This window comes from Pseudomonas sp. GW821-FHT01E05 (assembly GCF_059422425.1).
This window is the reverse complement of the sequence record NZ_JBWKWW010000020.1, coordinates 1-12,327: the sequence shown is the minus strand read 5'-3', so window position 1 is coordinate 12,327 and position 12,327 is coordinate 1. Positions and strand designations below refer to the sequence as shown.

The following is a 12,327-nucleotide window of genomic DNA, read 5'->3' as shown; positions in this document are numbered from 1 at the left end:
CGACACTCTTATCGATTCTGCTCGGGACTCCATTGGCTATAACGCTGGCCACGCAGAAACTGCCACAGACCGACACTCATCCCGGCGAGGGTCACCAGTACAAAGGCGGCGAGGCGAAAGGGTTTGGGTAGACGGTGCTGCACGTCGAGCAGACCGGCGATGGCTATCGCGTAGCCCAGCAGTTGGGCGATCAACGCCAGGTTGTAGACCCCGTGGACGCCCCACAGCCAGAGACTGCTCAGCAACAGTGGCACCAGCAGTACCGGCGCCAACCGGCGAATGAATTTGTGGCTGATCAACGCCAGCGCATACAGGCCGTGACGCAACGGATTGAGCAGTTCACTGCGCTGCGCGAGGCTTTGCAGGCCACCGACGGTCACCCGCTGGCGGCGGCGAAATTGTTTGTCGGCTTCATCCACGCCCTGGTCGATCACCTTGGCTGATTCGACATAAACGATACGTTTGCCGGCCACTGGCGCGCAGGTGCTGAGAAAGAAGTCATCGCTGACTTGCGCCGGTATGACCTGGAACAACTCGCGGCGCAGGGCGAGCAGGGCACCGTCGGCGGATACCATGCAGCCGGTCCGGTTTTCCACCCGACGCAGCCAACCCTCGTAGTGGCGGTAGAGGCTGTCTCCCAGGCTCAGGCCTTTACCTGTAATGGGAATCAGCATGTGCCCGGCGCAGGCACCGACCTGCGGATCGTTCAGCGGCTCCAGCAATTGGCCGAGGGTATCGGTTGACCACTGATTGTCGGCGTCGGTGAACACCAGGATGTCGCCGGTGCTGAGCGCGACGGCGGCATTCAGTGTGGCGGCTTTGCCCTGGCGTGGCAGGTCGAGTACCTGGATGCGCGGGTCGATCACCCGTTGCGCGCACGCCACGGTGTCGTCGCTGGAGCCATCACTGGCGAGGATGATCTGCAGCGTCCGCGCCGAGTAATCCTGAGCGAGCAAGGTCCGTAATTTCTCCTCGACATGCGGGGATTCGTTGTGCGCGGCGATGACGACGCTCACCGACAAGGGTTCAGCCGCCGGGTAGTGACGCCTGGTAAAGCACGGCGCCAGGATTGTCAGCATCACTGGGTAACCCAGATAGGCGTACAACGGTAACAGCAGGCACAACCAGAAAATGAACTCAGCCACGCGCAGGTCTCCTGGCTTTCCAATGACAAAGACTGAGGACGAAGGCGGCTCCGGCCAGGTGCAGGCGGAACCAATGCAGACCCCAGAGTTGCAGGGTCAGACCGGGGGCAAGGTGTTTCAGACTTTGGCGCAGGCTCAGCGCCAGCGCCGGCAGGCTGGTCATCAGCAACAGGGACAGGGCCAGATGAGGCCGGCCGTCCAGCAATGCCGAGATCGTCAGACCGTCCAGTAACCAGGCGCCCATCGACAGCAACGGGAAGCGCAGCAAGCGCAGACTGACGCCGTTGCTGTGCAGCAGCTGCAGGTGGCTACCCTGGCGCCACAGCTCTTTGCCCAACCACTCGCGCCAGCTGCCTTCATAGCCCCAATGCAGGGCGACACACTCATTGACGCTCACTAATCGGGCGCCGGCCCGGCTCAGGCGCATTGTCAGGTCCTTGTCTTCAGCCGTGCGCAGGCTCTCGTCGAAGCCGCCGACCCGTGCGAACCACTCCTCCCGCAGCAGTAGATTGGCCGTCGGCAGCCATTGCACCGCACGCATGGTTTGGCTGCCGGATCGCAACAAGCGGCGCTGCCAGGCGCGGGCGAACCATGGCGCTTGAGCGGGGGCGTGAAGCTCCAGCGCGAGGACATCGGCCCGACCACCGGCCTCAAGTTCAAGCAGCAGCGAGAGCCAGTTCTGCGGCATTTCAATGTCGGCATCGAGGAAAGCCAGCCATTCCCCACGCGCGTTGGCGGCACCGTGATTGCGCAACGCACCGATGTTTACGCCGGGCAGAAACAACACCTGAGCGCCCAGTTCGCGGGCGATCTGCGGGCCCTGATCCTGCGAGCCGTTATCGACCACCACCAGCTCGCACTCAAGGTCCGCGATCTGGGCCGACAGGCGCGCGGCCTGCAGGGTACGGCCGATGTGCCGGGCCTCGTTGTACATCGGGATGATGATGCTGATGAGGGTCATGTTTGCGGCTCCGGCAGCGGGCTTTGTTCAGCCTTCAGGCGTAGCACGCTGGAGAGCGCGAGCATGATCCACAGGTATTTCTGGTTCGGCGTGCTGAGGAACATCAAGAACAGCGTCAGCGACAGCAGGCTCATGGCCAGGTGCGTGACCATGTCCGCTTGCTCCCGGTTATCTCGCAGTAACCAGGCGCGGCGGGCACGCAGCATGTTGTACAAGCCCATGCCGAGCATGCCGATGAACAACAGCCCCGCGGGGATGCCAATCTCGCTGAAAATCTCCAGGTAGGTGTTGTGGGCGCGCCGGTACAGGTCACCGGCCTTGCGGTTGGTCGAGAACGCCTTGGCGTAGCCGGTGGTTGCGTAATGCCGCGGGAAGGTTCCGGGGCCGGAGCCGAGCAGCGGGTGTTCGCCGATCATCCGGGAGCCGACCACGATGTACGAAGCGCGGCGTCCCAAAGACTCATCGTTGTGGCCGCTGGCGCCGGCGGTGAGCACGCTGAGCGACTGGATGCGCGCGATGTAGCCCGCCGGCAACGCGTAGATCGCCAAGGGAATGAGGATCGCCAGGCCGAGCATGGCCAAACCCAGGTGGCGCGGGCGAATCCGTGGCAATTGCGCGCGGTAGTGGTAGACGCCGATGAGCAGGCTCAAGAACAGCACCACCAGCCCCGAACGTGATTCGGTTTTGGTCATGCTGCCCAGCAGCAGTAAGCAGCAACCGGCCCAGAACAGCCGCTGCAACAGATTCGGACTCTTGATCACCAGCAGCAGCGCCAACGGTACGGCGAAGGCGATCAATAAGGCAAAAGCGTTCGAGTCTTCGAGCAGACCGGACGCTCGGCCTTGATCCTGATACTTGCTGGAAAATATCGCCAGCATGCAGGTCAGGGAGACGCTGAGGGTCACCAGCCGGCAGAACAGGTCCTGGTTCAGCTCGCGGCCGATCAGCAAGGTGATCACGAAGAGCACCAGGCCCACGCTCAGCTCCCGCAGGTTGCCGAGGGACATGCCCAGGTCATCGGTTACCAGCATGCTCAGAAAGTACAGCACCATAAACCACGTCAGGAACCGCCAGACATTGCTGCGTAGCCGCTCGGACGGGAGCTGGTGCAGGGCCAGTTGCAGGCAGAGGATCAGGGCCAGCGCGGCGCCGAGGAGTTTTGCCCCGGAAACAGCGTTGTCTTTGAACAGGCCTTCGAATGGCACCAGGGCGACGATGCCCAGCAGGCCCCAACCGGGACGCCGGTAGAGTACCGCGACGCCGACCAGGACCAGCACGACGCCAGGCGCCAGATAAGGGTAGGGGCTGGCCAGCAGCCCCAGGCAAACCAGCCCTAACAGGCTGACTATCGAGAGTGGAAAAATCACGCGCGAGCCTCCCGTGCAGTACGGATGTATAGCTGCGACCAGCGCTCGGCCAAAGCCTGCAGGTCGTAGCGATCAAGCTGGGTACGGCGAGCGTTTTCCGCCAGTAGCCGAGCCAGCTTCTTCTCGCCCAGCAGGGTAGCGATCTGGCGGGCGAGGGCGGCGCTGTCAGTCGGTGGGGCAAGCAGGCCGTTGTACCGGTCCTCGATGACATCGGGAATCCCGCCCACAGCGAATGCCACCACCGGTACGCCGGCTTGCATGGCCTCGAGCAGAATCATCGGCGTGCCTTCGGTACGCGAGCTGATCACCAGTGCATCGAGCTTCGTCCACCAGGCGCGCATCTCGGTCTGGTAGCCCGGCAGCTCGATGCGCTCGAGCAGTCCGGCAGCGCTGATCCGTGCGAGCAGGCTGTCGCGTTCGGGGCCGTCGCCGAGCATCACCGCGTGCAACTCGGGATGTTGCTGGCAGAGCGGGATCAGCGCATCGAGAAATAAATCCGGGCCTTTCTCGCTGCTCAGCCGTCCGACATAGCCCGCCAGCCAGAGCTGGTGGTTGTCCTTGTGCTGGAGCAGGGCGGTGGCGGCCGGCAAGCCATTGGGGATCACTTGCAGCTTTTCTGCCCGCACGCTGGCGCGTCGATGCAGCACAGCGATGCTTTCGGCGACACAGACCACCCGATCGACCGAAGCGGTACGGCACAGTTGCAGGCTCAGCCAGGTGTAGAAGCGTTGCTTGCGACTGCGCGGGGTAAAACCGTGTTGGGTGATGACCAACGGCAGGCGCCACAGTGTGGCCCCCACCCAGCCAAACAACAGGCCCTTGAAATTATGCGTATTGACCAACGGATGTTCGTCACGGCGTTGATGCAGGTGCCGCAACAGTCCGCCCAGCCCTGTGCAGCTGCGGCAGTCGACCCCGGCGTCACGAAAGCGCGCGATCAGCTCAGGCGGCGCGTCCAGGAACAGCACCTGGTGCTGTCCCGGCGTCGCCAGGCAATGGTCCAGCAACATCCGCTCAGCCCCGTAGAACCCGCCGCTGCTGAGCAGATGGATGATCGGCAGCGCAGGGTTGAGCGGCATGTTCAATTGCGCACCCAATGTACGAAGCTCGGCACCGTCCAGTTCGGGTGCGGATTGGGCTGTTCGGCATTCTGATCGTTGATCACCAACAGCACCGGCAGGCCGAGCTGATGGGTGATTTGCGCCGGGTGTTTGAAGCGATGATCGAAGAACTCACGCACGTAGACCAGGGCGATGGCCAGCAACAGACCGGTGAACATGCCAAACGGAATGATCAACAGCGGTCTCGGAAAGGCCGCCTCGGTCGGTTCATACGGCGGGCTGAGAACGCGTGCGTTCGACAGGTCGTTGTCGAGCAAACGCTGGCTGCTGCTTTCTGCAAAGCGTTGGGCGTAGGTGGAGAAAGCCGCGTGCAGAGCGTCGATCTCGGTGTCCATTTGCCGCAGCTTGCTTTGGGTCTCTTGCAGCTGATGGATGCGGTTTTTGTAGTCGGCGATGCGCGCGGTCTTCTGGGAAATCACCGAGCTGACAATCTCCAGATCGTTGGTTCGCTCCTGAATGCGATTGCTGACGATCTTCAGGAATTGCTGCCGCGATCGGGAAATCTGCTCGCGGGTCATCTGCATCGGTTCGCTGCCCGGCTGGAAGACCGCCAGATCGTTGTTGTAGCGGGTCACCTGGGCCGTCAGTTGTTCGCCGAGCTGCTTGATTTCCCGATCTTCGAAGGCGACGTTGTCCACCGTGGTGGTGAAGGTGTAGGGGAAGGTGTAGTCGTTGAGCTTGGCATTGTTGGCAGTCGCCAGGCTGGTTCTCAGGTAGTCGAGCCAGCGTTGGTTTTCCAGCAGACGGTCACGGTACAGGTTGAGCGCTTGCTCTTCGGTGTTGATCGCGTTCAGGCGGAAGGTGATTTCTTCCTTGGGATCAGAAGAGCCGATGCTTTCCAGCAGACCCAGTCGTGTACCTTCCAGGCCATCGAGACGCACTTGATACTGTTTTTTCTTCTGTTCGTAGAAGGCCTGCGGCAGGTCAATGGATTGCAGGTCCTGGCGGTTGGCCAAGTAGTTTTGCAGCAGTTGCGCGACGAATTTCGTGCCCTGTGCCGGATCACTGAAGCTGTAGATAATCGAGATCACGTTGGAGCCGGGCAGCGTTTCGACCTTGAGGCCATCCATGGCCTGCCTGGTCAGATCATCCAGGGCGGTGTCGCGTACCGGGTCGACCTCGAGTCCCAGCAGATTGCGCACCGGGTTGATCGCATACTCGCGCAGCGGATTGATCACGACCCGGTGCAATGGATTGAGCACCAGGGTATTCAACAGACCCGGGCTGGGCGAGTATTGGCCCTGATCGCGTAGCTGGCTGATGGTCTGGCGAACCAGAGCCGGTGAACGCAGGATGTTGCTTTCTGTTTCCATGTCCGCCAGTGACGGCGGAATGAACTTGTCGGTGTCCTGGGTCAACGACGTCATGGCATCGCTTTGCGAGAGTTTTTTGGACTGCACTATCACTTGGGCGGTGATATCGAAGCTCTGTTTGAGCACCAACGGCAGCACGAGTGCGATCACCGCAAAGATCAGGAAGACTCGCTTCACCAATTGCTTGTTGGCGAAGAAGATCCGGAAAAACTCGTGCAGGTAATTTTCCTTTGGATTCATGGCCTTTCACCTGCGTGTGGTTAGTTGTTGTTACTGCCTTTGTCGTCGACACGGTAGGAGAAGCCGAAGCCCACGCCCTGGAACAGCACGACATCTGCCAGTTGCCGCGCGAGCTCGCCGGCACTGGCCAGCTTGGTCTTGGGCACATAAAGCATGTCGTTTGGTTGCAGGTAGGCCATCTGCGACGCCTTGGCGCTCAGGGCTTCGTCGACGTTGTAGCGGTGGGCGACCACCTGATTGCCGTTACGGCGCATGATCACCACCGAATCGAGCCGCGCCTTGACACTCGTCCCATGAGCCAGGGACAGCGCTTCAAGCACCGAGATCGGCCGACGGATCGGATAAGCGCCGGGCTGCCCGACTTCACCGAGCACATAGATTTCATTGCCTGCCGTGGACTTGAGCAGCACGTCGACGGTCATCCTCCCCGGTAACTGCGCGTAGCGGCTGTTGAGGTAGGATTCCAGCTGGTTGACGGTCATGCCTTGCAGCGGGATCGAGCCGATTTCCGGGAAGCTCGCATAGCCGTCGGCACCCACGGTGATCTCGCGGCTCATACCGGTGGCTGGGTGGCTCAATGCGTTTTTGAGGTTCTGCTCGTTGGTCAGCGGGCTGATGACCTGCACCGTCACCTGGTTGCGATTGGGCTGGAACAGCATTTTTTGCTGATAGGCACGCTGAATCGCCTGGCGCGCCTCATCGGTGGTCATTCCGGTGATTTTCACCGAAGTGTTGGCCCCCGGCAGCTCAATGGTGCCATCCGGCAACACCAACTGGTTGCCGTTGAGCTGGCTGGCCGCGGTGAAGTTAAGACCGATCTCATCACCGGACTGGATGCGATAGGCATTCGAGCCGCTGGTACTGATGTGGAAGATCACGTCGAGAACATCCTGCGGTCGCAGCGTCTGCTCGACCTTGGGCATGTCGCTGGCCTGGGCGTTGGCCGGTGCGGCGGTCAGGATCTGCACCGGCATCTGGTTTTCCGGTTGGCTGGAGCAACCTACGAGAGGCAGCAACAGCAGGGCAAGCCATTTAGCTTTCATGTCGTTATCCTTTGGCTGCTGCTCACAGGTTGTTGTAGAGCCATTTGGGCATGTAGTACTTGCGGCGGTTGAAGACACTGCCGACCAGTTTTGCGCCGGCCTGGGTCAGGCGCTGGGCCGAAGCCTGCGCCACCTCCCAGCGGGTGTCCTCGGCGCTCACCACCAGAATCACACCATCCACCAGAGTGCCGATGACCAGGGTGTCGGCGGCCGAATACACCGCATCACCATCGATCACCACGAAGCGATACAGCGCACCGAGTTGCTTGAGCAACGGGCGTAACTGCTCTGGACTCAAATGCTCGGTGCCGCGGATGTGACGACCGTTGGGCAGGATGTGGAAGGGCAGGGTCGAGACCTGCACGATGCAATCGTGCAACAGCGGCGGTGTCTCCTGGTTGAACAGCAGATCGCGAAAGCCGCGTTCCTTCTGCAACCCGAACTGCTGGGTGAGGTTGTTCTGCGCTTGGCTCGCATCGACCAGCAGCACCTGGCCGCTGCTCATCTGCGCCAATTGACTGGCCAGCGCCAGAGCGCTGGTGCTGGTGCCGCCGTCGGTGTTGGCGGCAGTCAGGAGGAGAATCCGCAGATTCTGATCGAGCACGGTCGAGGTCAGGTTAGTCTCGCTCGGGTTCGCGATGCTCAAGCTTTTGGTAGATGAACCGTCCATTTAACTCGCTCCGTGGCCGCTGAATACTGTGAAGGGGGTTTTCAACAGGATCTTCAAATCGAGCATGGGGCTTTGTGTTGCGATGTAACTCAGGTCCAGCTCCACGCGTTGGTCGAAGTCGATATTGCTGCGCCCGGATATCTGCCAGAGGCCGGTGATACCGGGGTAGATGCTCAGCCGCACGAGGTGGCTGTCCTTGTAGCGGTAGGCATTGAATGAGGTCGGGCGCGGACCCACCAGGCGCATGTCGCCGGTGACCACGTTGATCAGATTGGGTAACTCGTCCAGGCTGCTGCGACGCAGCCAGCGACCGATCCTGGTGACCCGCGGGTCCTCATCGATTTTGAAGTCGATGGCATCGGCGCCATGTTTGTTCAGGTGGCGCACGGACTCTTTGAGTTCTTCGGCGTTGGCCACCATGGTTCGGAATTTGTACATACCGAAGCCGCGACCGCGATAGCCGGTGCGATTCTGGACGAACAGCACCGGACCGCAACTGCTCAGCTTGACGATCGCCGCCAGTGCCAGCAAAACCGGCGAGAGCAGGATCAGCAGCAGCAAGGCACCCACGCAGGCCAACACGCGATTGGTTCGCGACAAGGTCCAGGGGCGACCGCCGTCGCGGCCGGTGATCCAGCCGCAACCCTGCCTATGGATCGCGGCATCAAGCCGCATGCGATGGTTGGTGTCCATGCGTTTGTCTAGCCGCAGCTCCTTGAGCAGCACATTTTTTGGGTGGCCGGTCATAAACTTCTCCGTTTCTGCACAAGTACTGCCAGTGACGAAGTCCCACTTTCGAACGGTGCCTCAACAACGGGCAGTTGGTAGTAATCACGGAACCAGGAAACGAAGCGTGCAAGCCCCTCGTCCAGTTCCACCCGGGGGTAAAAGCCGATTTCTGTCTCCAGCTCCGAGACGTCGGCACAGGTGTCGAGTACGTCCCCCGGTTGCAACGGCAGCAGCTCGACCTGCGCCGGGATTTCCAGGTGTTTTTCCAGAAGAGCGACGTAATCCTTGAGCTCGATCGGATGGTGTCCGCCAATGTTGTAAAGCCGCCAGGGCGCCATGCTGGTCGCAGGATCCGCGTGATCGCGATCCCAGTCCGACGCGGCTTTTGGTGCATGGTCGAGCAGGCGTGTCAGGCTTTCGATGATGTCGTCGATGTAGGTGAAATCGCGCTTGTGCTGGCCGTAGTTGAATAGCTTCAGGGGGCGTCGTTCGACGATCGCCTGGGCGAACTGGATCGGCGACATGTCCGGACGACCCCAAGGGCCGTACACGGTGAAGAGGCGCAGGCCGGTGCACGGAATGCCGAACAGGTGGCTATAACTGTGCGCCATCAACTCATTGGCTATCTTGGTCGCGGCATACAGTGAGAGAGGGTGGTTGACGCCTTCTTGTACCGAGTAAGGCGTGTGCTGGTTGGCACCGTAAACCGAACTGGATGAGGCATAGATCAAATGGCGCACAGGGTGATGACGGCAGCCTTCGAGGACATTCAGAAACCCGGTCAGGTTGCTGTCGACGTAGGCGTGCGGGTTGTCCAGCGAATAGCGCACCCCGGCCTGTGCAGCCAGGTGGATGACCACCTCCGGTTGCTCGCGGGCGAACAGCGCGGCGATCGCCTGATTGTCGGCCAGGTCCAGGTGAAACAGCGGGAAGTCGCCCGCTTGTGCTTTGACCCAACGCACACGGGCCCTCTTCAGGGCCGGGCTGTAGTAGTCGTTGAAATTGTCCAGCCCACACACCTGATGCCCATCGCGCAGTAGACGCAAAACGCAATGGGCGCCGATAAAGCCGGCAGCACCCGTCACCAGAACTTTCATTCGCTCGCCCCTTCCGGGACAAAGCTGCGCAGGCCGATTCCACGATAATGCAGCCCCGCGGCCGCGACATAGACCCGGTGGCCGACGTCTGCCAGTGTGGCTGTTTGAATCAGGCCAACGTAACCCGTACCGAATACGCTCACGTCCATATTGGCGTGCCTCGCAACGAGCGGTGGATGTAACTTGCATAAGACTGCTGAAGTGGGTATAGACCAGCGTGGCCAAAACGTGTCAACGAAATGACATGTTATTCGTGGTCGGTAAATCGGTAGATTCAGGCGCTCTGCCATCAGGAGCTTTGTGGCTGCGGCTTTGGAACATTCTTGAGTCAGAAAAAGCGTCAAAATTTAAGCGACGGACGGTCGTACCGCTTGATCTGTAAGGCTCTAAGCGGTAGCGGTGTGTCAGATTTGAGTCACCTTTTTTTTGACACTCTCATGGATGAAACAGCGGTTTGCACTTTGATGGTGCGATGCTAGGGTCTCAAATAATTAGTGACGGAGATGGCAGAGACGAATCATGGTCGTCAATTAATTGACTTTTTGGCGAGCGTGGTAAAGGGAGGATCGGCAATTGCGCATCGGCGTTCCCTTACCTGTGTTAACGGGCGTTTACAGTGAAGGTGCGGGGGTTGCACGCCAGCCCAAAAGAGGGATTTATGGTGAGGTACATCAAGGAACTACTGATCGTTCTGTATGTGCTGAAAAACTACGATTACTACCTTGAACGCATTACCACGATGGGCTTCGGCTTGCCGGTGCTGCTGTTTGCCGCAATGTTCATCGCCCTGGTGCTTGTTTTACTGCTGAGCGCCAGCATTCGCCAGACGCTGGTCCGTCATCTGTTTGCGCTGGTTTTCTTCATCTCAGCGGTATTTTTCGACATCTACACCAGGGTCACCGCCGATTACCTGACCTACAGCAGCTTCGTCTCGCTGGTCTATTCGGGCGGGTTCATTCAGGAGGCGGCTTACCAATACCGTCAGGTTATTCTCGGCTCGGCGGCCAGTGGGTTGTTGCTGCTGCTGGGCATCGGGCTCAAACCGCGGCGGCGCCTGCCTCTGCCAGGTTACCTACTGACGGCGGCACCGGTGCTCGGGGTGGTGCTGCTTTCGGCCGTGCTCTTCGTGCGGGCGGGCGAGGGCGCCAGAGGCTTGCCCATCATGTACACGCCGCTGGCTTACCTGACCCTGTTCGGCTATGAGACCGCGCATAACACCGTAGGCCCCCGTGAGAAGGTCAGCCTGTCACGACAGCCTCAGGCTGTCGGCCACGATATCGTGCTGATCATCGATGAAAGCGTGTCCGGCAATTACCTGGATATCAACGCCCCATTCGGTGTGCACAGCAACCTGAAAGAGCCCCGTGCGGGGGTGGATATTTACAACTATGGCTATGCGGCGTCCATTGCCAACTGCAGCGCTGATACCAACGTCACGTTGCGCTATGGCGGTACCCGCAGTGACTACAGGCGGATCAACTCGACTCTGCCGTCGATCTGGCAGTACGCCAAACAGGCAGGGTTACGCACGGTGTATATCGATGCCCAGCGTACGGGCGGCCTCTTGCAGAATCTGATGACTGACCTTGAACGCAAGGACATCGACGAGTTCGTCCAGTTCGACCAGACCCCTGTACGCGACCGGGACATGGCGGTGGCGTATAAACTGATCGAGCTGCTCAACGACGGCCAGCCGCAATTGGTGGTCATCAACAAGGTCGGTGCGCACTTCCCGGTCCATGACAAATACCCGGATGACTTCATGAGCTATCGGCCGGCGCTGTCACGCGGGCAGTATGTCGAGGTCGCCGACACCGGTTCGCGTGACGGCTTCAACGGCCAGCCCGATGACTGGATGCTGTACCGTAATGCCTACAAGAACACGCTGCTGTGGAATGTCGGCGAGTTCTTCTCGCGTGTCTTCGCCAATGCGGACCTGAGTCACGCGGTGCTGATCTACACCTCCGATCACGGCCAGGACCTGCATGAACGCGGCAACCCGGGCCTGAATACTCATTGCGGGGCGGATCCGCTGGAGGAAGAGGGCCTGGTGCCGCTGGTGGTGATCCAGGGCAGTGACCTGCATACCCTCGACTGGCAAACCGCGCTTGCGGGCAATAAAGACCACTCCAGTCACTACAACATCTTCCCTACGTTGCTGCAGCTGATGGGCTACGACCTGGCGGCGATCGAGCCGGTTTACGGCAAGCCGTTGACTGAGCCCACCCAGGACGCCTTTACGTTCAACATCCGCTTCAACGCGCGTCTGGGGGCCAAGCCGGTCTGGAAACATATCGACCTCACGCAAATCGTGACGCCACCTCAGGTTCCGGCGGGTCTGGCGGCGGGTGGATAGGGGGCTGATGCCCGTCCGTAGCAGCTGCCGAAGGCTGCGTTCGGCTGCGCAGCAGTCGCGAATCATGCCACCACGGTTAGCCTGTAACACCGCAGCGCCTGATTTTACGACCGCTACGCGGCCGAACGCAGCCTTCGGCAGCTGCTACGGAGCGCGTCGTCGCAAGCCCCCTCGCCACAGGTCTTGTGCCCGGCACCTCTGCCTTAGTTGATCGTTCCCACGCTCTGCGTGGGAATGCCTCACTGGACGCTCCGCGTCCGCTTCGGCAGTGACGCAGAGCGTCAC

11 protein-coding genes are annotated in these 12,327 nt (G+C 60.5%); 1 reads left to right on the top strand and 10 read right to left on the bottom strand.

The window, feature by feature from the left end; all coding sequences use genetic code 11:
* Positions 1-8: 8 nt before the first annotated feature.
* From AC07W5_RS28555 to AC07W5_RS28510, 10 genes are read right to left on the bottom strand one after another with little or no spacing between them, the layout of a single operon-like run.
* Entirely contained in the window at positions 9-1,145 is a 1,137-nt protein-coding gene (locus AC07W5_RS28555) for a glycosyltransferase (protein ID WP_495024771.1), read from the bottom strand.
* Positions 1,138-2,106 (bottom strand): glycosyltransferase family 2 protein, encoded by a 969-nt coding sequence (locus tag AC07W5_RS28550; protein ID WP_495024770.1) that lies wholly within the window; start codon positions 2,104-2,106, stop codon positions 1,138-1,140. The genes AC07W5_RS28555 and AC07W5_RS28550 overlap by 8 nt, the downstream gene beginning before the upstream one ends.
* Entirely contained in the window at positions 2,103-3,473 is a 1,371-nt protein-coding gene (locus AC07W5_RS28545) for an O-antigen ligase family protein (protein WP_495024769.1), read from the bottom strand. Before AC07W5_RS28545 ends, AC07W5_RS28550 begins: the two co-directional genes overlap by 4 nt.
* Positions 3,470-4,552 carry a glycosyltransferase family 4 protein gene (locus tag AC07W5_RS28540; protein ID WP_495024768.1) on the bottom strand — a complete coding sequence of 361 codons (1,083 nt, stop codon included), beginning with the start codon at positions 4,550-4,552 and terminating at the stop codon, positions 3,470-3,472. The genes AC07W5_RS28545 and AC07W5_RS28540 overlap by 4 nt, the downstream gene beginning before the upstream one ends.
* 2 nt (positions 4,553-4,554) lie before the next feature.
* Complete coding sequence (locus AC07W5_RS28535) at positions 4,555-6,147, bottom strand: GumC family protein (protein WP_495024767.1); 1,593 nt, start codon at positions 6,145-6,147, stop codon at positions 4,555-4,557.
* Between the two features lie 20 nt (positions 6,148-6,167).
* Positions 6,168-7,190 carry a polysaccharide biosynthesis/export family protein gene (locus AC07W5_RS28530; RefSeq protein ID WP_494994834.1) on the bottom strand — a complete coding sequence of 341 codons (1,023 nt, stop codon included), beginning with the start codon at positions 7,188-7,190 and terminating at the stop codon, positions 6,168-6,170.
* 22 nt (positions 7,191-7,212) lie between these two features.
* Positions 7,213-7,860 (bottom strand): CpsD/CapB family tyrosine-protein kinase, encoded by a 648-nt coding sequence (locus tag AC07W5_RS28525; RefSeq protein ID WP_494994835.1) that lies wholly within the window; start codon positions 7,858-7,860, stop codon positions 7,213-7,215.
* Positions 7,861-8,607, bottom strand: coding sequence for a sugar transferase (locus AC07W5_RS28520; RefSeq protein ID WP_495024766.1), 747 nt, complete (start codon positions 8,605-8,607; stop codon positions 7,861-7,863).
* The gene (locus AC07W5_RS28515) at positions 8,604-9,686 is read right to left on the bottom strand and encodes an NAD-dependent epimerase (RefSeq protein WP_494994837.1); all 1,083 of its coding nucleotides are present in this window, start codon (positions 9,684-9,686) and stop codon (positions 8,604-8,606) included. The genes AC07W5_RS28520 and AC07W5_RS28515 overlap by 4 nt, the downstream gene beginning before the upstream one ends.
* Positions 9,683-9,835: a hypothetical protein gene (locus AC07W5_RS28510; RefSeq protein ID WP_495024816.1), complete on the bottom strand. Its 153-nt coding sequence runs from the start codon at positions 9,833-9,835 to the stop codon at positions 9,683-9,685. Before AC07W5_RS28510 ends, AC07W5_RS28515 begins: the two co-directional genes overlap by 4 nt.
* 509 nt (positions 9,836-10,344) lie before the next feature.
* Between AC07W5_RS28510 and AC07W5_RS28505 the strand changes: the two genes are divergently transcribed.
* Positions 10,345-12,042 (top strand): sulfatase-like hydrolase/transferase, encoded by a 1,698-nt coding sequence (locus AC07W5_RS28505; RefSeq protein WP_495024765.1) that lies wholly within the window; start codon positions 10,345-10,347, stop codon positions 12,040-12,042.
* Positions 12,043-12,327 lie beyond the last annotated feature (285 nt).